Source organism: Alteromonas portus (assembly GCF_005117025.1).
Lineage (GTDB): Bacteria > Pseudomonadota > Gammaproteobacteria > Enterobacterales > Alteromonadaceae > Alteromonas > Alteromonas portus.
Genome location: NZ_SWCO01000005.1, coordinates 487,709 through 508,722, shown reverse-complemented (window position 1 = coordinate 508,722; position 21,014 = coordinate 487,709). Strand labels below are relative to the sequence as shown.

The 21,014-nt window shown below is 43.5% G+C and carries 23 protein-coding genes; 17 read left to right on the top strand and 6 right to left on the bottom strand.

The genetic code is table 11. The annotated features are described in order from the left end of the window. The first annotated feature begins 11 nt into the window (after positions 1–11). The 5 genes from E5672_RS10165 (at position 12) to E5672_RS10150 (ending at position 4,956) form a co-directional block, all read left to right on the top strand. A complete protein-coding gene (locus tag E5672_RS10165; RefSeq protein ID WP_136782089.1) occupies positions 12–965 on the top strand; it encodes a YihY/virulence factor BrkB family protein in 954 nt (317 codons plus the stop codon). Between the two features lie 177 nt (positions 966–1,142). Continuing rightward, the gene (locus E5672_RS19865) at positions 1,143–1,370 is read left to right on the top strand and encodes a hypothetical protein (protein ID WP_167483135.1); all 228 of its coding nucleotides are present in this window, start codon (positions 1,143–1,145) and stop codon (positions 1,368–1,370) included. A 40-nt stretch (positions 1,371–1,410) separates the two neighbouring features. Then, the gene (locus tag E5672_RS10160; RefSeq protein ID WP_136782088.1) at positions 1,411–1,629 is read left to right on the top strand and encodes a hypothetical protein; all 219 of its coding nucleotides are present in this window, start codon (positions 1,411–1,413) and stop codon (positions 1,627–1,629) included. A gap of 260 nt (positions 1,630–1,889) precedes the next feature. Further along, positions 1,890–4,400, top strand: a complete 2,511-nt coding sequence (locus E5672_RS10155; protein ID WP_136782087.1) for a marine proteobacterial sortase target protein — start codon at positions 1,890–1,892, stop codon at positions 4,398–4,400. Continuing rightward, positions 4,393–4,956 (top strand): class GN sortase, encoded by a 564-nt coding sequence (locus E5672_RS10150; protein ID WP_136782086.1) that lies wholly within the window; start codon positions 4,393–4,395, stop codon positions 4,954–4,956. Before E5672_RS10155 ends, E5672_RS10150 begins: the two co-directional genes overlap by 8 nt. A 25-nt stretch (positions 4,957–4,981) precedes the next feature. Here E5672_RS10150 and add read toward each other — a convergent pair whose 3' ends face one another. Continuing rightward, complete coding sequence (add, locus tag E5672_RS10145; protein ID WP_136782085.1) at positions 4,982–5,983, bottom strand: adenosine deaminase; 1,002 nt, start codon at positions 5,981–5,983, stop codon at positions 4,982–4,984. 304 nt (positions 5,984–6,287) lie between these two features. Between add and E5672_RS10140 the strand changes: the two genes are divergently transcribed. After that, positions 6,288–7,190, top strand: a complete 903-nt coding sequence (locus E5672_RS10140; protein WP_136782084.1) for a hypothetical protein — start codon at positions 6,288–6,290, stop codon at positions 7,188–7,190. Positions 7,191–7,393: 203 nt separating this feature from the next. On the opposite strand, the gene E5672_RS10135 is transcribed toward E5672_RS10140, so the two are convergent. Further along, positions 7,394–8,035 (bottom strand): peroxiredoxin-like family protein, encoded by a 642-nt coding sequence (locus E5672_RS10135; protein ID WP_136782083.1) that lies wholly within the window; start codon positions 8,033–8,035, stop codon positions 7,394–7,396. Positions 8,036–8,300: 265 nt separating this feature from the next. On the opposite strand from E5672_RS10135, the gene E5672_RS10130 reads away from it, so the two are divergent. From E5672_RS10130 to E5672_RS10120, 3 genes are all read left to right on the top strand, one after another. Further along, positions 8,301–8,849, top strand: coding sequence for a YaeQ family protein (locus E5672_RS10130; protein WP_136782082.1), 549 nt, complete (start codon positions 8,301–8,303; stop codon positions 8,847–8,849). Further along, positions 8,849–9,157 carry a hypothetical protein gene (locus E5672_RS10125; RefSeq protein WP_136782081.1) on the top strand — a complete coding sequence of 103 codons (309 nt, stop codon included), beginning with the start codon at positions 8,849–8,851 and terminating at the stop codon, positions 9,155–9,157. Before E5672_RS10130 ends, E5672_RS10125 begins: the two co-directional genes overlap by 1 nt. A 266-nt stretch (positions 9,158–9,423) precedes the next feature. Further along, positions 9,424–9,834: a hypothetical protein gene (locus tag E5672_RS10120; RefSeq protein WP_136782080.1), complete on the top strand. Its 411-nt coding sequence runs from the start codon at positions 9,424–9,426 to the stop codon at positions 9,832–9,834. Positions 9,835–9,924: 90 nt separating this feature from the next. On the opposite strand, the gene E5672_RS10115 is transcribed toward E5672_RS10120, so the two are convergent. Continuing rightward, a complete protein-coding gene (locus E5672_RS10115) occupies positions 9,925–10,383 on the bottom strand; it encodes a retropepsin-like aspartic protease (RefSeq protein ID WP_136782079.1) in 459 nt (152 codons plus the stop codon). Between the two features lie 333 nt (positions 10,384–10,716). Here E5672_RS10115 and E5672_RS10110 point away from each other — a divergent pair, with 333 nt between their 5' ends. From E5672_RS10110 to E5672_RS10100, 3 genes are all read left to right on the top strand, one after another. After that, positions 10,717–11,085, top strand: a complete 369-nt coding sequence (locus tag E5672_RS10110; protein WP_136782078.1) for a hypothetical protein — start codon at positions 10,717–10,719, stop codon at positions 11,083–11,085. Positions 11,086–11,252: 167 nt separating this feature from the next. Further along, the gene (locus E5672_RS10105) at positions 11,253–11,927 is read left to right on the top strand and encodes a nitroreductase family protein (RefSeq protein ID WP_136782077.1); all 675 of its coding nucleotides are present in this window, start codon (positions 11,253–11,255) and stop codon (positions 11,925–11,927) included. Between the two features lie 203 nt (positions 11,928–12,130). After that, the gene (locus tag E5672_RS10100; protein WP_136782076.1) at positions 12,131–13,303 is read left to right on the top strand and encodes a sugar efflux transporter; all 1,173 of its coding nucleotides are present in this window, start codon (positions 12,131–12,133) and stop codon (positions 13,301–13,303) included. A 9-nt stretch (positions 13,304–13,312) separates the two neighbouring features. On the opposite strand, the gene nei is transcribed toward E5672_RS10100, so the two are convergent. Beyond that, complete coding sequence (gene nei / locus E5672_RS10095) at positions 13,313–14,134, bottom strand: endonuclease VIII (RefSeq protein ID WP_136782075.1); 822 nt, start codon at positions 14,132–14,134, stop codon at positions 13,313–13,315. Positions 14,135–14,337: 203 nt separating this feature from the next. Next, on the bottom strand, positions 14,338–15,462 hold the full coding sequence (locus tag E5672_RS10090) for a zinc-binding dehydrogenase (protein WP_136782074.1): 1,125 nt from the start codon (positions 15,460–15,462) through the stop codon (positions 14,338–14,340). A 576-nt stretch (positions 15,463–16,038) separates the two neighbouring features. Between E5672_RS10090 and E5672_RS10085 the strand changes: the two genes are divergently transcribed. After that, positions 16,039–16,632: a hypothetical protein gene (locus tag E5672_RS10085; RefSeq protein ID WP_136782073.1), complete on the top strand. Its 594-nt coding sequence runs from the start codon at positions 16,039–16,041 to the stop codon at positions 16,630–16,632. 5 nt (positions 16,633–16,637) lie between these two features. Here E5672_RS10085 and E5672_RS19800 read toward each other — a convergent pair whose 3' ends face one another. Further along, positions 16,638–16,799, bottom strand: a complete 162-nt coding sequence (locus E5672_RS19800; RefSeq protein ID WP_161569386.1) for a hypothetical protein — start codon at positions 16,797–16,799, stop codon at positions 16,638–16,640. On the opposite strand from E5672_RS19800, the gene E5672_RS10080 reads away from it, so the two are divergent. The 4 genes from E5672_RS10080 (at position 16,793) to E5672_RS10065 (ending at position 21,008) form a co-directional block, all read left to right on the top strand. Continuing rightward, a complete protein-coding gene (locus tag E5672_RS10080; RefSeq protein WP_136782072.1) occupies positions 16,793–17,518 on the top strand; it encodes a transposase in 726 nt (241 codons plus the stop codon). The genes E5672_RS19800 and E5672_RS10080 overlap by 7 nt on opposite strands. 141 nt (positions 17,519–17,659) lie before the next feature. Further along, the gene (locus E5672_RS10075) at positions 17,660–19,654 is read left to right on the top strand and encodes a RecQ family ATP-dependent DNA helicase (protein WP_136782071.1); all 1,995 of its coding nucleotides are present in this window, start codon (positions 17,660–17,662) and stop codon (positions 19,652–19,654) included. Between the two features lie 308 nt (positions 19,655–19,962). After that, positions 19,963–20,790 (top strand): SAM-dependent methyltransferase, encoded by an 828-nt coding sequence (locus E5672_RS10070; protein ID WP_136782070.1) that lies wholly within the window; start codon positions 19,963–19,965, stop codon positions 20,788–20,790. 14 nt (positions 20,791–20,804) lie between these two features. Next, positions 20,805–21,008 (top strand): hypothetical protein, encoded by a 204-nt coding sequence (locus E5672_RS10065; protein ID WP_136782069.1) that lies wholly within the window; start codon positions 20,805–20,807, stop codon positions 21,006–21,008. Positions 21,009–21,014: the final 6 nt, after the last annotated feature.

Below are 21,014 nucleotides of genomic sequence, written 5' to 3'. Positions count from 1 at the left end.
TTCGAGGAATTATGAGCAAGGGACGATTCAGCCACGCAAAATCTGCATTCGAGCTTTCACTGAGAAGCTGGTGGAGCATAATAAAGCGTATATTCACTAGCCTTCAAAAAGATAACATTCCCCTTATTGCTGCGGGCGTTGCTTTCTACTGTCTATTGGCAATATTTCCGTTACTAGGTGCAACAATCGCGCTTTATGGGCTTATGGTTTCACCGCAAGAATTACAAAATCATATGTCGTTGCTTGTTAACGTAGTACCCGCCGATAGCCGGTATATTATTGAAGAGCAGCTTACCAATTTAACCGAAAAATCCAGCTCGGCCCTTGGCTGGGGCTTTCTATTCACGCTTTTGCTCTCACTTTGGAGCAGCAGCAAAGGCGCTAATGCACTCATAAAAGCCTGTAACATAACCTACAGTGAATCGGAGGGGAGAAGCTTTTTAAAAGGGATATTGGCTCGTGTGACCTGTACAGTATTTATGATTTTAACGGTTATTGTTGCCTTAGCCTGTATAACCATTTTACCTGAAACGATAGTTTGGATTACGGCAAGGGCTATTAACATAGAGCAAGCTACATGGATAACTTGGCCTATAATGCTTGGCTTGTTCAATTTAGCCTTATCGGCGTTGTACCGCTATGCTCCACATCGGCGCGAAGCCCAATGGCGCTGGGTTACGCCGGGCTCACTGTTTGCCACCTTATTGTGGCTAGTTGCATCTTATGGCTTTTCTATCTATCTGAATGAGTTTGCAAGTTACAACAAAACCTACGGCTCAGTAGGGGGCATCATTATTTTACTGATGTGGCTATACATTAGTGCCTACATTATCCTGATCGGCGCAGAGGTAAATTCGGCAACAGAGCTACAGACAACAGCAGACAGCACCAAAGGCGAAGATAAGCCAATGGGTGAACGAAATGCTTTTGTTGCTGATCATACCCCAGATGATCTGAAACGTTAGTGACTTTTAAACCACGCCTCGCGCTTTGATATAAATAGCTAACTCTACAGACATTTAGAAAGCCGCAAAATAAGGACTTTTTACAAAACTATACCTATATTCAGTTATATTCAGTTAATGCTTTGTATATCTTTTCTCTTACCCAATGTTGGGTCAATTCATAAAAGGAATTATACAATGCAAGAATTAAGTTTTACTGAAATCGAGAATGTTTCTGGCGGCTGTGAAGAGCACTGCTGGGGTGACTTTAGTTTTGCGGGCTTTATGGCTTCTGTAGGTGCAGGTGCACTCGGTGGTATGGGTGCAGGCTGGGCTGGCGCAGCTTTGGGCGGTTTATCTGGCGGCCTAGGTTACGCTGGAGGCAAAATAGGCGACAAAATGTCAGAACGCACAACTGAAGAATAAAAAAACGGAGGCATAACGCCTCCGACTTTGGAGTTTTCTAATGGATATCTCAATGGTGCAAGTAGCTAAATATATTGCCTACATGCTATCAATAATTGTAGTAAGCGTATTTGCGATAAATACATTCTCGCCTTTTTTCCATTTTCATGAGCATGCTGAAATGGCCATTACATCGACCATAATTTTCGTCATAACGTTGCTGTGTACTATGGGAGCGAAAAAGCTAAATGTATTCCCTAAGCTAAATATAAAGCGCTAGCCCTTAAACAGTCTCACCTGCATGCAAGGTATTTTTAGGGCTAACGCTTTCTAAACTTCGTTTCGCCTGGCGTTTTTTTGCGTGGCTAACGCGTCTGCTTAAAGCGTATATCTTTGTCGCACTTTTCGAATACGTTTGCGGATAAGCGAAAAACATCCTTTTGCCATTTTTCTTCTCAACCTCGCCATAATCACTGTTCATAATTCGCCCTATTCTGGGCGTTTAATAATAAGCACCGTCAAATAAAGCGAGCTTATTCCATGCTATTTTCCAAGACACCTAAGCGCGACTATTTTAACCCTAGTAACACACACAAGCCCTGGTTTCGCGAACGGCAGCACTTACCAAAACATCGCAATCATACATTGTTCATACTTGTATCAATCCTTTGTTTTTTGCTTGGAGTGGTGGTAAGCCCACTGAGCCACGCTGAGTCTGGTGAACTCATAATGCAAGGCGAGGATGGAGGAGCCACACCAGCCTTCTTGCATTCAACAGACGTTGATCTACAAGTTAATGGCATGATTGCTCACGTCACCTATTCTCAATCGTTTATTAATAATAGCGATGAATGGAAGCACGGAGTGTATACCTTTCCACTAAATGAAAATGCGGCGATAAATAGCATGGAAATGCTTATTGGCGATAGGGTTATCCGCGGAAAAATAAAGCGAAAAACAGAAGCTAAAAAAGCATTTGATGAAGCAAAAAAAGCGGGAAAGAGAGCCAGTTTAACGCAGCAACAGCGCCCCAACTTGTTCACTCAACATCTAGCGAATATAGCGCCAGGTGAAAAAATCACGGTCACGCTGCAGTACATACAGCAAGTTAATTATGACAACGGAGAGTTTAGTTTTCACTTACCTACCACCCTCACCCCGCGTTACATCCCCGGTATTCCTGTAAAAAAATTGAGCGATACAGCTTTTTCTTCACACGCTCACACTAGCGACAGCGTAGCAATAAACCATAAAGTACTGAGCACTTATAATGAAAGCCCCAGAAAGTCGAATACAGGAAAAGAAAGTCACACCGTAAAACACAGTGACGAAACTAAAAATAAAAGCGAGCAAGAGCCTCAACACTTAAGCCACGATAGTGAACGTTTAAGCGACAGTAACACATTTATTTCAGGCTGGGCGCTACCCACAAATGAAGTTCGTGACGCCGATAAAATAACACCATTTATGCTACCCAACCAGTTCGCTAGCAGCACAAATCAGCTTTCTTTTAGTGCAACTATACACGCAGGGGTGCCGCTTGATTCTATCAATAGCTCTAGCCATCAACTTAACTGGCATGCTATTGAAAACGCTCAATATCAATACCGCGCTTGGATTGATAGTAAACAGGTTACTATGGATAAAGATGTGTGGTTACACTGGCGCCCATCAAGTAATGCTACCCCACAAGCGGCTTATTTTGCTGAAAATATCGATTCAGATCACTATGCGCTAGTTATGTTAACACCGCCTCAAGTTAACCCTGACGATCTTCAAGATTTTCCACGCGATGTTACTTTTATCATAGATACGTCGGGTTCAATGGGAGGACGCCCCATAGAAGATGCTAAGGCGGCGTTGAAACTAGCTGTTGGAAGGCTAGATTCAAAAGACAGGTTTAATATCGTGGCATTTAATTCAAACTACACAAAACTATTCAGCCAGCCCACTAATACTAAGCCACATAATATAAAAACTGCGCTGTCTTTTATCTCAGAACTGCACGCCAACGGTGGTACTGAAATGGCGGCGGCCCTTAATGAAGCGCTAAGCGCACAGCCAAAAGAAAACTACGTTAAACAAGTTGTATTTATCACTGATGGCGCTGTTGGGAATGAAACGGCACTTTTCTCATTAATTCAACAAAAGCTAGGAAGCGCAAGGCTTTTCACAGTAGGCATAGGCAGCGCACCTAATAGCTACTTTATGACTCGCGCAGCGCAATTCGGCCGGGGAAGTTATGTGTTTATCGACAATCAAAATAACATACAAAAAGAAATGCAGCGTTTGTTTACTAAGCTTGAAAGCCCCGTTTTAAGTAACCTTTCTTTAACACTTCCTAAGGATATGCGACATAGCAATAAGGTTGAAGTTTACCCTAAACGTCTGCCCGACTTGTACGCTGGCGAGCCACTTCTCATCAATTTAAAAGCTTCTGATCTTGCCTCTGTAGCATATGGCGATGGTAATGATAAAAATGAGCAGACCGCAGATAATAGCCTGATACTAAGTGGAACCTTAACCGACAAGCACGGTAATATTCATCAGTGGCAGCGCAGCATTCAGGCGCAATACTCGTTAGATGAACACAATAATAACGCAGGCGATTATCCTGCGAATGCAAAACCATCTCACTCAACTCAAAACAAAGGTATAGCTACTGCATGGGCACGCAAAAAAATTGCGGCGTTAATGGATGAAAAAGCCCTTGGTAGGGATGAAGAGGAGGTCAAAAACGAGATTGTTAATGTGGCTATACCGCACAACCTTATTACAGCATATACCAGCTTTGTTGCTATTGAAGAAGTAGTATCCAGGCCTCAATCATCCAACGTTCAATCGCAAAATATAATGAACCTCATGCCGCAGGGCACACAAATGCGCGCCGTTAGCTACCCGCAAACTTCTGCTGGAATTACTTTTTACCTCGCTATTGGCGTTATTTCACTTATTGTACTGCTGCTGTTTCACTCAAAAGAGCTCCAACGTTTTCTATTAAAGCATTGCCGTGTACTTAAAAAAGACGAAAGAGTAACTCAACATGTTTAAGCCTAAAGTACTCATAAGTTTATTACTTATTGCGGCTGCGACTGTTGGGTTTAGTAATGCAGCGTGGATAACGCTTAAGGCTGAGTTGGCGCAAGTGCTGATAAAAAAAGCGTGGTCAGAAACCTTGCAATCGGGGGCAGAGGTTAAGCCTTGGCAGTGGGCAGATACTTGGCCTGTAGGGCGAATAATGCACCCAGACAGCAATACCGACCTATACATACTAGAAGGTGCCCAGGGTAATGCGTTGGCCTTTGGACCTGGAAGACATATCAATGCAGGAGAGTTAGGCAGTGAAACCAGCGTTATTGGCGGGCACAAAGACACCCATTTTGCGTTTCTAAAGAAGGTCAATATTGGTGATGCGCTGCAACTTCAAACCCGAGATGGTGTTTGGCATCCCTATCGAATTTCAGCAAAGCGGGTAGTAGATACACACAAACAAGCCTTGAATGTGCAACTAAATCAGAAAAGACTGTATCTAGTCACCTGCTACCCATTTCATACTATCGCCCAAGACAATCATTTAAGGCTTGTTGTAGAACTCAAACCTTCATGACATCGAGTTAATGGGGTCAGAGTCGTTACTCTGACCCCATTTTATTGATAAGCGCAGCTTTTTCGCTGTCACTTAAAAACGCTATTGCTAATGCATTTTCCTGCGCTTGCTTGATATGAGACGGGGTAAGGCCCGCTTGCTTGGCTGCAACGGAGAATTCATACCCTAGCTCTACACCCTGAACGGCGGGATCGTCGGTATTTAAGCAAGCCAGTATGCCGTGTTCCAAAAACGTTTTTAACGGGTGCTCGGTTAACGATGTGACCGTATTTGTCAGTACGTTGCTGGTTAAACAGCTTTCAATTCCAATACGGTTATCGCGCAAATAGTCCATCAACTTAGCGTCATTTATGGCATTAACGCCGTGACCTATTCGCACCGCGCCTAAGTCATTAATGGCTTGCCAAATACTCTTTGGGCCCACGGCTTCTCCCGCGTGAACAGTGACAGGAAGCCCTTCACGGCGTACTTTTGTAAAATGCTCTATGAACAAATCCCCTGGGAAGCCTTTTTCATCGCCGGCTAAGTCAATAGCAGTAATGTGCGGCTTACAGGCCAAAATCGAATCTAACTCATGCAGGCATACTTTGGCGCCATAAGACCGCGACAAAATGCCAATCAGGTTTACTTTGACACCGTGTTCTTTCGTTGCGCTTTTTACACCGTCTATAACCGCCTCAACCACACCTTGTGTTGGTAGCCCGTGACTTTCAGCCATAAAATAAGGACTAAAACGCAGCTCTGTATAATCAATACCCTGCTTAGCCGCATCTTCAACATTCTCAATAGCTATCCGCTTGCAGGCGTCGAGATCGCCTAACACCTTCACTCCCCAAGTTAACTTAGTCAAAAATGACACCAAGTCCGGCGCTATCTTCATCACTTGAACATGCGGTCGCAACTCCTCTACCGAGTGAGCAGGTAGGTTAATGTTGAACTGCTGCCCAAGCTCTAGAATAGTTTGCAACCGCACATTGCCATCTAAGTGGCGGTGTAAATCTAATAGTGGAAAGGTTTTGTTTGTCATAGATTAAGCGATGAGTAAAGCGTAAGCCTTACTATATCACTTGGCCCGTTAAACCTCGCTTTTTTGCAGCAAATAACTTTTTTATAACGGGACAAAACAGATCTTTTTTTGAAACAGGATTTGTTTTATTTTCGCTTTAGGCACCTAACCGCATTCTATTGATGCTTTTTTCATTACTTTTCACAACTTTCGATAGCAAGAAGCCAGTTATTCGTTGGTCTACAACTTGGACAACAAGCTAGACACCGCCATAGGCCGGCTGGCCTTTTCACTCTTACCCAAAAACACCAACAGGAGCACACTCATGTGCGGAAAATGTATAGAAGGCAGCTATTTAGCTGGCTGGCATAATGGCGTATATTCGTTTGAACACATGCCAGAAGAACCCGATTTTATGGGGCCATGCGTAATGGCCGCCCATGGCTTGGTGGAAGTGGTATGCTCACCGGGCTCTTCGCTAAACGACCTTCACACCCAAGGCCTAGGCAGGTCGCCTCTCATGGCTTGGGCTGCCTGGGTGTATTCACAAAATCAATCGCATCCAAAAATCGATTTAACACACTATAGCAGCATCATCAAAAATCAGCGGGCCAAACGTTATTCAGTTCAAGGTCAGTGGGCTGCGTTGAACACTCTCTACCCGAACATCGCGACGTTTCTTGATAACCTAACGCTTCAAAACGTTGGTAATAATTTCAATGAAGCGCTTTTTGATGAAATAGAATCGTGCCTTCTGGACATTCATGGTAACGGGTATTACACATTTGAACTCGTAGAGTCCATGTTTGCCGCTGAAGGGCTTTTCCCAATTTTTGAACTTAGTAAAACGGCAAAACCGTCGCTATTTGTTGAGCATGCACTCGAAATATTCTTGCTAACCGAACACCTTTTGCACTTTCGCCCTATGTCTTGGGCGCTACCTATGGCATTAAGTGTTGACTTAACCTGTGATTTCGACAGCTACCATATGGCGTGGCGCCGTTACACCGCAAGCCGCGTTTTAAAGACGTTTTTAAAAAGTAACAACCTTGCAGTTGTGCAAGCGTTAGGTAGTTCGCTAGAACTCAACACCGTTCACGCTGTGTGTCAGCGAAACATAGGCGATAAACAACTGCTTGCTCAATTATTGAATATTGTGAACAACTGTAAAGGCGATACGTATATCGAACCTAAACGTCTAGCCACGCAAATCACCTCTTTGCTTTGAGAGTAAGTTTATGTTGGCTTAATCTTAATTAGGTCGAGATATGATACTTGCTCAATGGGATTGAACTACCTGATATAATAGCCAGATAACACTGAACTTCGCTTATTCGCTACTGACCTTGATGAGGTGTATTGCAGGTTATCATTAAGTGCGCTTAACACGCCTTATCAAGACTTTCATCTCGATAAGGCGTAAGAGTCACGTTACATTTCTTTTGTAAGTGTTTTGGCTACCGCTAACACTAAGTCAGCCGATGGGCGTACTTTGTAATCTGGGTTAACATAACTAAACAACACCTGCCCTTTTTTATCGAGCATAAAGATGCTGGGCGCTGGTAAAACACTGTTTCCGCTTTCATCTTTTGTTAAATTAATACCATAAGTTTTGTATTTTAGTTCGGTCATGGTATCTAAATAGAAACCAACGCCAAACTGGCGAATGGTGTCTAGTTTTTCGTCAGATAAAAGCGTAACCAAGAATTCAGTTTCAAGCTTTTGCTCTTGCAAGCGCTCTGGTGATTCTGGCGAAATTGCCAAAATCTGATAGCCCATGTCTACTAAATCTTTTTCTATATCCTTTAGCTGTGCAAGTTGTTCATTGCAGTATGGACACCACCCGCCTCGATAAAAAAGCACAATGCTGGGCTTTTGCATGGTGAGAGCTTGTAAGCTTACTGGTGAGCCGTCAGCCATTTTAAGCGTTGTTTTAGGCGCTAATTGACCATTAAGTAATGGCGTTACAGAGTTCGCATCTTCGGCAATAGTGCCGCGTTCCATTGCCTGCACGTTTGATGCACCTGCAATACAGGCGAATACTAACGCCGCCATAGCCACCAATTTTTTCATTAACCCCTCTCCGGTTTCATATTGTTGTTATACATAGTTTACTACGTTAATTGCTCGCGTTTAGCGCGATATCAAATTATGACCGAGTCGTTTCAATAAAAATTTCATTCTGCATTGGAATAAACACAAAACTCGCTATACCTGCCACTCATCTGCAGCGAAAAATGCATTTTACTGGTACTATAACGCCCGAAATTGCTATGCCACTATTTCACATAGCGCAGAAGGCTTATTACAGGCCTTGTTAGAACAAAACAGGAATACCATGGCTCTTAAAGCGACCATTTTTAAAGCTGACATATCGATTACGGATATGGATCGCAATTACTATAACGACCACAATCTTACTATTGCCCGTCATCCGTCTGAAAACGACGAGCGAATGATGCTGCGCGTGATTGCGTTTATTGTTAACGCTCATGAACGTTTACAGTTTACCAAAGGATTGTCTGATGACGACGTACCAGATTTATGGCAGAAGAGTTTTAGTGACGAAATTGAACTGTGGATTGAACTAGGCCAACCTTCTGAACAACGCATCAAAAAAGGCTGTAATCAAAGTCAACAAATGATGATTTACTCCTACGCTGACAATAGCTTTGAAGCGTGGTGGAAGAAAGAAAACAACAAGCTACAGGTTAGAAAGAATTTATCCGTGTTTACTTTACCTGAGTCGCTGGCTTCAACGTTGGCTAATGCGGTCCATCGCTCAATGCAAATACAAGTCACCATTCAAGACGGGCAAATATGGTTAACTATTGAAGGCGCCGATGTTACAGAAAGCGTTGAAGTGTCTATCGAGAAACATTTGTAATGAAAAAGCTTTCTGCCGTTCAACTTAAACAGCAAGCACTGGTTTTCAGTGTAGCCGATAGTCTTGAAGCGCAAGCGCTTGAGGCGCTTAAAGGCATGCAGCAATGTTGGTTTGACGTTCAGTATCACCAATTCCCTGGTTCACTATTGCTGCGCTTTCAATTTGAAAGTGAGGAAGCATTGTCAGCCGCCGAGCCCGAGTTAAAGAAATGGCAGCGGAAATTAAGCGCTGCGCTACTTAAAAAAGGGGTTGTGCTAAAGGACATGCGTCGACACCTCGTATTCACCACGTTGGGTCCAGATGATTAACGCTTACTCGGTGTAACGAAAACCCTCGTCATAGCGCAATAATTTTCTATAATTTGCTTAAATTTAGTTATAAACCTTTCATTTTTCCGCATAAAGTCTACTTACACTTTGCTATTTAAGTAGGCTAGACTGGACGAGTCGAATATTCAGATTGCCAACTATTTTGAGTAAATAGCCAGTAACGCATAGCGTTACACTGAATTTTCGCATATACCATGTTGACCGGTTACAACAATAACCATAATCCCAGCAAAAGGAGCTTCATAATGAAAACTAAAGCGATGGCGTTAGCACTGTTACTGTCTTTAATGGGCTGTACTGAATCTAGCGAAGAGACTAAAAGCGAAGTAAAGAAAGAGATGGAAAAAGCGGGCGAGACAACTTCTGAAGCTTACGAAGAAGCTAAAGAAAGCGCGGCAGATTCTTGGGATGAAACTAAAGACGCGACATCTGACGCTTACGAAGACGGTAAAAAAATGGCCTCTGACGCATACGAAGATGGCAAAGAAATGGCTTCGGATGCATATGAAGACGGTAAAGAAATGGCCTCTGACGCGTACGATGCGACTGCTGAAAAAGCAGGTGAGTTAAAAGACGCGGCAGCGAAAAAAGCACATGAAGCTTGTGTGAAAATGAAAGAGCAAATGGGCGGCGACGTCAGCGAGTGTGACGATTAATTTAATATTGAAGCCTAAACAGAATGTGAAAGCGAACCTTTGGGTTCGCTTTTTTATTGGCGTTTAAAAAACTGCCTTGTGTAGCTATGTCTATTCACAACCAGCCAGAATTACTGACTCTGACGTAATGGTTAACGGCGCGACACGCAACAAAGTATTAATACCTAAGATATTGTTACCTTTTGGGAGTACAGCCACTTCTACTGGCCCTACTTCACACGTATTACCTATACGAACCGAATTTAATTGATACTGAGATATCTTAACGATTTTTCCATTTGCCATTCTCGCTGCTGAGGTGCGTGTGGAAAGGAGCTTTTGATTTCGTGTTAAGGCGTCGAACGTTGCTTGGTTAAGAGTTAATAAACTTGAGCCTGTGTCTAATAGGAACGAGGCTTTAATGTCCGATTCTAGGGTTGCCTCTAGATATAGCGTCCCGCCTTTACTTTGTGAAAGTGGAATGTTTTGTTCTATCGCTGACACTGTGAAGGCACACACTATCAAAAGAATTAGCGAGGCAAATAAAGGGGCTCTCAATTTTAAACTCACCGCACGCACACCCACTGACGATTTTTATAAACAGGTGTAAACAGACAGCAAAATAAAGACCAAAGAGTAAATTATTGATTTTAGTAGAGCTTCACGAAACGATATCGCAACAAAGCATCACAATGGTGCAAACCACCTTCCACTCCGCACCATAATTAAACACGCTTTACTTTATTACATCATGTTGTTGGTCAATGATCTGCCATTGAGTTGATTACTCCAAACCTATATATGCCCATAGGTGATAGACAACAACTATCGCCAATCTCCATTGTTTAGAACATTTTTGGTCATACAATAGACTAAAGTAGCAGTTCAATATGAGGACACAACATGAAATTTCGCTATGTATTGAGTTCATTAGTTACCGCTCTGTCTCTTGGCTTTTCTGCAACCGCAGTGCACGCAATGGCGTCGTCAACTGATGAGACAGTTGACGTGCAAATTATTGATTATTCAGGAAAGCCACCATTTAAACGCAAAATAGTGAGCTTGTCGGTTAACGATGTAGCACAGTTGGAATCAGTGGGACAAGAAGCTATTGAATACGTGGAAGTAAAAGAAGTCATTATGCGCGGTAAGCCTCCATATCGCAGAGTGACAACTATGATGCCAGTGTATGACGTTGCCCAACTTGAAGTGTTAGATGAGAAAGCAGACACTCAAAAACGCGGCACTCGCCCACCGTTTAAACGCCAATAATACACTTTACGTTTACCAACCTAGCGCACCAAAGCGATTCACTTCTGCCTGAGTGAGTCGCTTTTTTAGTGCATTCGTATTTCTACACCACATTGTTTTACCCGTTTTTGTTTTTAATCACAGGTCATAAGCGATAAAGTAATAAAAAAACAAAAAAGAGATAATAAATGCAGCCTCACGACCATTCTCCGCTTAATGATTTTATTGAATACCCTGAAGAGCAAATGCTTTCGCGAAGCGAAGATTTTTTGAAAACCATGCAGCGCCGCCACAGTATTCGTCACTTCAGCGACAGACCCGTTGATAAAGCGGTAATTGAAAACTGTATTTTAACTGCTGGTACCGCGCCTAGTGGAGCAAATCATCAGCCTTGGCATTTTGCCGCTATTCATTCGCCCGAAGTGAAACAGCAGATACGCGAACAGGCTGAAGCCCATGAGCGCGGTTTTTATAATGGACGTGCGGGGCAACAGTGGCTAAATGACCTTAAGCCGTTAGGGACTGACGCAAGCAAACCTTATCTGGAAACAGCGCCTTGGTTAATTGCAGTTTTCAGTCAAAAATTTGGTGAAACAGAAACAGGTGAAAAAAGCCAAAACTACTATGTGCACGAATCGGTAGGTATCGCTGTAGGTATGCTCATCACCTCTCTCCACAACGCAGGTTTGGCCACTTTAACCCACACACCAAAACCAATGAACTTTTTAACCGAAGTTTGCCAGCGGCCAGATAACGAGCGCGCTTACATGCTTATAATTGCAGGCTATCCAGCAGATAGCGCCACAATTCCAGCACACGCCTTACAAAAAAAATCGCTTAGCGAAATTGCGAGCTTTCTTTAAATTTAAAACGCGCTATGGGCTTAAGCAAATGAACTGAACAAGGCATTAAAAACGGGATGTTAATACAGAATAGATAGTAAGTTCTTTGTCATAGACATGAGATACGCAGCACTTATAATGCGCCCTCGTTATTAAGGGCTGCGACCTTTTCTTTACGAATTTCGGTCTAACACGTTCAACAGTCCCTCGGAGCTAGTATCTTCATGTCATCGCGCTACACATTCTCTCCACAACTTCCCTTTTTATTATTAAGCCTATTAACAGGGCTAACATCGTCGTTCGTTACACCACTCATGAGCTACTTTCTTATTGACGAGATTAACGTTGAGCCCATTTTTATCAGTATTTATATGGTTTCCGTCACGCTTTCAGGGTTGGTGATCAGTCAGTATCTAGGGCACTTGGCAGACAAAGGCTTTAACGCAAATCGCCTTTATGGGCTAACCATGGTTTGCGTGGGTATAGCCATGGTCGCCTTTATCTTTAGCGAGCAGTTTTGGCACGTGTTTCTTGCTGGCGTGCTGTTTATGTCGGTGGGGGCTGGGGCCGTGTCTCAGATGCTAACCGTTTCGGGATTATGGGCAAAAAACCAAGATATCGATTTAGCCGCATTTAACTCAAAAGTTCGCGCCGCCATTTCTCTCGCTTGGGTGGTAGGTCCGCCGCTGGCATTTACGCTAGTTGCCAATTTTGGCTTTGCAGCGTCCTTCTCGGTAGCTATCGCGTGCGTGGTAGTTGCGACGCTTTTTGTAGTAAACGTTGTGCCTCCTCAAAAAGCCAGTCAACAGTCACTCAACACTTCGCTAAAAGGATCGCTTTCGCTGCCCTTCTGGCTAGTTGGGTTGGCCATACTTGCTGGTATGGCGGGCAATGTCATGTATTTATCATCCATGCCTTTGTACGTTATGAATGAACTAGGGTTGGCGGAAAATTTGCCGGGGTTGATGATGGGGGTAGTCGCAGCACTTGAAATTCCTACCATGCTGCTAGCAGCCAAATTAGCTCGACGCTTCCCACCTGCTGCTATTATGGCGGTGGCATTTATTTTCGGCTGTTGCTTTTATATTGGCGTGTACTTCTCTCAATCAAGTTGGGAGTTATTGACCCTTCAAGTTTTGAACGCCCTATTCTACGGTTTATATGCTGGCATTGGCTTGACCTTACTGCAAAAACAGGCGCCCGATTTAACAGGTTTTACTTCAGCGTTTTATTCAAACGCCACCCGCGTGGGCATGATGCTAGGCACTATTGGCGCGGGTACCGTGGCCCAATTCTTTAGTTTTAGAGATGCCACTATTGGGTCGTTGTGCATCGCCATATTTGGTTTGAACGTGATGTTAGTGTTCATGTTTGTAAAGCGCCGGGCACATAGCTAAAAACCTAGATCATTTCGCCTGGCACTGGCTACACCAATAAAGACGCCGCCCGTTATACGTGTTGCGGTTGATTGGTGTGGCACAGACTCTACAGGGCTGTTCTTCCCTGTCGAACACCATAAAACGCGTGCCTTCAAAGTTAACGCCTTTTGCTTCAAGCACTTCGCGTAGTTCTGTGTACACGGTATAGCCTCCGGTTTCGTAGCTGCGTTTGCATATTGCTAAGGTGTGATGTGCCAAGCTGCGTAGCTGCTCATCATCTAACTGCGACGGTTTAAGCGAGGGATGAACGCCTGCTGCAAACAGTATTTCGCTACGAAGGTAATTGCCGAGCCCCGCCATAAATCGCTGGTCCAGATATAAACCACTTAGCGCGCGGTTACGAAATGCTTTTGAACAAAGCCGTTCTAACACCTGCTCTTCTGTTACTAAATTGTTTAGTACGTCGGGCCCAACTCGTTGTAGAAACGGGTGTTCGTGAATAGTTTGCGTTGGCCAAATACTAATATCAGATGCGCTATATAAAATAGCACTGTGCGTTTCGGTGTGAAGCCCAACCCTAAGTTGACGAGTTGTATCAGTTAGTTCATTGCGTTTACAAGTATGCCATATGCCGTAAAGTTGATTATGTGAATACATTGAAAGGCCATTACTGAAATGGGTGATTAGCGCCTTTCCACGGGTTTCCATACGCAAGACTTTTTCGCTTTCTAACTGTTTTGCATAGGGCTTTAGTTGAGCTAAGCCAAACTCTACTTTTTCTAACGGAACATCTTTTATTACCGCTTCAACTTTGTCAGCAGCGCGTCGAATTTCTGGACCTTCAGGCATGTACTTTGAAAACCTTTATTTCTACATTCTTTTTTTAGTCACCTTTGGCGTACTTTTAGTATCATCTAATACAATATTTATGAATACGAAAAGGGCTCGGTGGCCTTTAATGTACCTTTAAACCGAAGTTTGTACATCAAAGATCAACGAGCCCTTTTACTTTAGCTTATTTGATTAAAGCATGAGGCTTCGAACCTGGGACATTAGTCGCCTTTATTTGGCACAATCAGATACTTAGTGCCTGTCTTTTTCGCGTTATACAAAGCCACATTTTCCGGCTGTAGCGCTTCCTCAAGACTTAACTCTTTACTATAAGACGACGCAAAAGTGGTGTTAATTTCCATTGCCACTTTCTTATAAAGCTCGCCTACACGCTTCTTATCAAGCTTGCCTAAGAACCGCATCAACAACCAACCACCTATGCTCCACGTCATGCCATAAGCGCGATTTAAAATAGTTGGAGAGAAGTCTAAACCACCGTAAATATACACTTGCTTATTGCTGTCAGAGCCATAGGTATTAAAGCCTTTTGCATCTTTACTACCCGACGCTTCCATCATGGTAAGAATGTCGCTAACTAGTTCACCACCACCAATGGCGTCGAAGGCAAGCGTAGCGCCAGTACTGTCGATGGCTTGATAAAGCTCGGCTTTAAAGTTTTCGCTGCTTGAATTAAGCACAATTTTCGCGCCGATACCTTTTAAAATATCCACTTGCTCTTGGCTACGTACAATATTGACTAACTCTACACCCTGCTCTAAACAAATCTTGTTAAGCATTTGCCCAAGATTAGACGCTGCGGCTGTGTGTACTAGCGCTTTGTGCCCCTCCATGCGCATGGTTTCAACCATGCCAAGCGCAGTAAGAGGGTTAACAAATGACGACGCTGCTTGTTGCGGCGTAGTGCTATCCATGTGAGGCAAACACGCCTGCACAGGTACACACGCATACTCGGTATACGCAGCGCCTGTAAGAATAGACACGGTTTTCCCCATTAATGCTTGTGCTTCTGGGCTATCTCCAGCTTTCACAACCGTTCCAGCACCTTCATTACCGATTGGCAGAGTTTGGTCTAAACGAGATTTAATACGACTTAATAAAGGCTTATGTACGGGGGCAACCAATGCTTTTTTATCTGGGTCAAACGTGGCTTTATCGAGACTTGCCGGGCCAAACATTGGCCACATGTCTGACGGGTTAATGGGAGAAGCCTCCATCCGTACAATCACTTCATGCGGCTTCGGCTCTGGAACATCCACCTCTTTTAGCGATACCTGAAGTTCACCCTCTGATGTTATTAGCGTAAATAGTTGTTTAGATTTATTCATGTATTTACTTTGCCCTGAAAATTAAACGCTGAATGATGCACTAACCTAACACGCCTCCACTATCAGTAATATTTATATTGCGAATACATATGCGTTTCCACCACTTATACACTCCAAAAAAATGGGGTCAGAGTACTTTTTTGCGAACATTCCCGCGTTGCTACCAAACGACTACACAAAGTAATACTGTAATTCACCCATCGCTCACAAAAATGGGGTCAGAGTACATTTTTGCGAGCATTCCCGCGTTGCAACCAAACGGCTACATCAAGTAATACTGTAATCCACCCATCGCTCACAAAAATGGGGTCAGAGTACATTTTTGCGAGCATTCTCGCGTTGCTACCAAACCGCTACATCAAGTAATACTGTAATCCACCCATCGCTCACAAAAATGGGGTCAGAGTACTTTTTTGCAAACATTCCCGCGTTGCAACCAAACGACTACACAAAGTAATACTTCAATTATCCCATCGCACAATGCGACATGGCATTCATCGATAAAGTACTCTGACCCCATTACTTAGATGGGTTACACTGCTAAGCCTGTATTAACTTGCTATGATGAATTAACGAATGAAAACGTTTTGTGTGTGTTTCTTATTTGGGCTTATTGGAATTAGCAATGCGGCATTTAGTAAAGGTGCGCCTTTGGTCTCCATTCCTACTCACGATGCGTTTTTTAATGCAATAAAAGCCCACTGCGGTAAAGCATTCCTTGGCAAGGTTAGCAAAGACAATGTAGGTAAAACGTTCGGAGATGAAAAACTTGTTATGCACGTAAGGAAGTGCACTGACTCGGAAATTCAAATCCCCTTTCACGTTGGTGACGACGCATCTCGCACTTGGATTTTAACGAAAACCGGCGCGGGCCTGATGCTGAAACACGATCACAGAAATGAAGATGGCAGCTACCATTCTTCAACAATGTATGGCGGCCACACCGTAGATGAAGGGTTCTTGCAAGTGCAGTCGTTCCCTGCAGATGCGTATTCAAAAAGACTGTTCGTAGAATCAGGCATTGCAGCATCTACAGACAATGTCTGGCAAATGATGATTTACCCAAGCCGCTTTAGCTACCGACTAATCCGCCCTGCGCGTGAAGTACAAGTAGACTTTGACCTCGAAAACCCCATATCACCGCCAAGCCCTCCATGGGGATATGAATAATGGGGTCAGAGTACATTCTCTGATTTAGGGCAGTCAGCTAAGCCATTCGTCCCCCCTTCCAACTTGCCCGTTAGACCAGTTTTAGCGGGTACAGGGTTGTAGCCTTTACTCAATTCACTCATTTTAGTAGAGAGAATATCGAAAGGAATTTGGTAAAAATATGGCAAGGAAACCTCGTTTGGCTCCCGCTGGCTATCCTCAACACGTTATCCAAAGAGGCAACAACCGCTCAATATGCTTTGAGTGTGAAAGTGACTACATCGCTTATATCAGCTGGCTCAAAAAGTTCTCTGTTAAGTTTGATGTAGGCATACATGCTTGGGTATTGATGACCAATCACGTTCATTTACTCTGCACACCTAAGCTTGATAACCTTGGCGTAAGCAAGATGATGCAAGCGCTTGGTCGCATGTACGTGAGGTACTTTAATCACAAATATGAACGCTCTGGAACATTGTGGGAAGGTAGATTTCATTCCAGCCTGGTCTCTAATGACGAGTATCTTCTTACGGTTTACAGATATATCGAGCTAAATCCTGTAAGAGCAAATATGGTCGAAACTCCAGTTGAATACAAATGGTCAAGTTACAGAATAAATGCGTTAGGTACAGCTTCGTCACTATGCAGCCCTCATCCTGTATACTTAGGTTTAAGCGCATCAGGAAGTAGGCGGCTTGCAGCTTACCGTGCTCTGTTCGAAGAGAAATTGCCCCAAGCTGTCATTGATAAAATTCAAAGCGGCACTCGAAGGGGATTGGTGCTGGGAAGCGATACCTTTAAACAGCGAATTGAAAGCCTAACTGGACACCGCTTGAAACAAGAAGCATTGGGTAGGCCGCGGCAAAAAAGTAAACAGCTAACCACTAAACATTCAGAATTAGCATAATGTACTCCGACCCCTTTATTTTTTTAAAAACATTGTTTTGATTCAACTAACTCAAACCTGCGGACACTGAGCCACAAACTGTTTGAGAATAAGTTAATGTACTCTGACCCCTTTTTGATCTCGTGAATTGGAAGCTTATTAATGTACTCTGACCCCAATATTTTGCAGCAATTGTTTGGTTTTTCCGCGTTTCGCGAGGGACAGAAAGAGGCGGTGGATTCGCTGTTGAGCGGACACTCGACCCTAGCAATCTTTGCTACTGGTTCGGGCAAGTCTTTGTGCTATCAGTTCGTTGCTACGCAATTGCCACATTTGACCTTAGTGGTGTCGCCACTACTAGCGCTGATGAAAGATCAGCTTGCGTTTTTACATAGCAAAGGCATCGCTGCGGCCAGTATCGACTCCACATTAACACCTGAGCAAAATAAACAAGTCATGAACGACGTGCGCTCAGGGCGGTGTAAAATCCTGATGGTGTCGGTGGAGCGCTTTAAGAACGAGCGTTTCCGGCAGTTCATTGAGTCGGTTCAGGTAAGTATGCTGGTAATAGATGAAGCACACTGTATATCTGAGTGGGGCCATAATTTTCGACCCGATTACCTTAAACTTCCCGCTTATCAAAAAGAGCTAAATATCCCTTTGGTATTACTGCTTACTGCAACAGCCACTAAAAAAGTAAAAGAAGATATGTCGGCTCGCTTTAACATCGCGCCTGCCAATATTATTCAAACAGGGTTCTATCGCCCCAACTTGAATTTGTATGTGCGCCCAGTCCTTGAACCGAACAAAAACCAAGCATTGCTTGAAGAAATTCAAAAGCAACAAGGTGCAGGCATTGTTTACGTTACGCTTCAAAATAGCGCAGAGGAAGTAGCCCAATTATTACAACAAAAAGGGGTTGCTGCGAAGGCGTATCACGCTGGCCTCGACAGTGACGTAAGACAAAATATTCAGCAAGATTTTATGAGCAACAAGCTTCAAGTTGTTGTGGCAACCATCGCATTTGGTATGGGCATAGATAAGTCGGATATTCGTTTTGTTATTCATTACGATCTGCCGAAATCTATCGAAAACTACAGCCAAGAAATTGGACGAGGTGGCCGAGACAGTGAAGCAGCAAACTGCACAGTACTCGCTAATCTAGATGGTATAGTCACCATAGAAAACTTTGTGTATGGCGACACACCAGACAAAAGCGCTATCGAGCGGGTAATTAGTGACATCAAGTCTCAGGCACCTACTAAGCAAGCTACAGCTAATCAAAATGATTCTCTCGTGAACTCAGAAAATAGCCATTACCAATGGGAAACACAGATAAATAGCTTATCAAGTACGAGTAATATTCGTCAGCTTCCGCTTAAAACCCTGTTAGTACAGCTTGAACTGGCTAACGTCATTCGACCTTTATATGCCTATTTCGCAGAATACAAATTCCGCTTCATATCAGATAAAGCCGCTATATTAAGCCTTTTTTCAGAAGAACGAGCGCGCTTTTTAGACGCTGTATTTACTCATTCAAATATGAAGAAAGTATGGGGGATTGTCGATTTTGACAGTATTTATCAACATTACGGTGCAGAGCGTTCAAGAGTCGTCGCAGCGTTAGAGTATTTGCACGAACACAATCATATTGAGCTTGCGTCGCGCTTAATTACTGATGTGTACCGTGTTAATAGTGAACTACTGCAAGATGGCGATCTGGCCAATAAACTAGCTTACTATTTTGCTGAGAACGAGCGTAAAGAAATCGAGCGCATCGCCGCACTTGTAAGCTTTTTCGAATACGACACTTGCTTAAGTCATAATTTGTCGGCGTATTTTGATGATACGCAAGCGCCACAAGCATGTGGGCATTGCAGTGTGTGTAAGGGCGATGTAGCCACGCTTAGCTATTCGTCACCTATTCCAACACCAGACAGCGAAAAAGTATTGGAGGCTATGACAGCGCTAAAAGCACATTTAAACGGTAAGTTTGACGGTCCAATCACCCCCTCCATTTTTTGTCGCTTTTTAACTGGCATGACTATGCCTTTGTTCAGCCGTTTAAAAATAAGGCAAGTGAAAGGATTTGGCAGCATGGAGCACTGCCGATATGCGGATGTTTTAAACGAAGTAAATGCATTATTGAGCCACTAATTGTATCTGCTCGCTTGGGTGAAAGAGTACTTTTTTCAATAACAGCATTACCATTGGCTATGTTTTTAGCGCGCAAAACAGAGTACTTCTGCATAAGGCTTGTTTATAGTTCGCTCTACATTAATTAAAACCACGCTAATAACCTGTTTGAGTTATTTTTACTGTCGATGTGTTTCGATAATAGCGTAAACCAGGTTAGAGTTTTTTAATAAGGCTTATGCCTCCACGGTTAGCCTGGGAATATAGCAAAAACCTTAATTCTATTTTATAGTGGATGAAATATCAGTGTCGCAAACGGTTTAGGAAGTATGGACACCACTAAAAAGGGATCGCTCATTGTTGTCGGCACAGGTATCAGCGTTGCGGGGCAAATGACCATTGCCGCTAAAAGCCACATTGAAAATGCCGACATCGTGTTTATGGGCATCATGAACAAAATTGGCGAACACGTGGTAACCAAACTTAATCCTAATAGCGTCTCGCTAGATGATCTTTACGAAGAAGGCAAATCCCGCGCCCTTACCTATTCTGAAATGACCGACCGCATTGTGCAATCTGTGGTAGAAGGCAATAAAGTATGCGTAGCTTTTTATGGTCACCCTGGTGTGTTTGTTACCCCATCGCATGAAGCGGTTCGTCGTGTAAGGCAGATGAATTTAGAGGCACAGATGTTGCCCGGCGTGTCAGCAGAAGATTGTTTAATAGCCGATTTAGGCCTAGACCCTTCACGTTATGGCTGCCAATCATATGAAGCGACGCAATTTCTATTTCGTGATTACCGAATTGACCCACACATGACACAAATTATCTGGCAAATCGGCCTAGCCGGAGAAGCAACATTAAGTGTGTTAGATGCAAATCATAGTCAATCGGGGTTGGCCATGCTGGCAGATATATTGGCTGAACATTATCCGACTGACCACGAACTCATTATTTATGAGGCCGCAACGCTGCCGCTTTGCGAGCCCAAAATAGAAAAAGTTCGGCTATGTGAGCTGGAATCCGCCAAACCCACATTAGTGTCGACACTCGTCGTACCTTCGCTGGGTTTGCCTGCATACCGACAAGACCGTCTTGCGAAGTTAGGACTGACAGAACAGCAAGTGATTGACTACAGAAACCCAACAATAAATTAGAAAGGAAAATAAAAATGGCAAAATCTATTGAAGATTTCTTGGTTGAGTTAGATACCAACAGCAAGCTAATGGAAGCCTATAAAAGCGACCCTGTTGCAACAGCTAAGAAATACGGCTTATCTTCCGAAGAAGTAAAAATCATTGCCGATCAAGACTGGGACGAGCTAACTAAGCGCTTTGACGATACCAGTAAAACCATTCGCGTTATTAGCTACTAACTTATA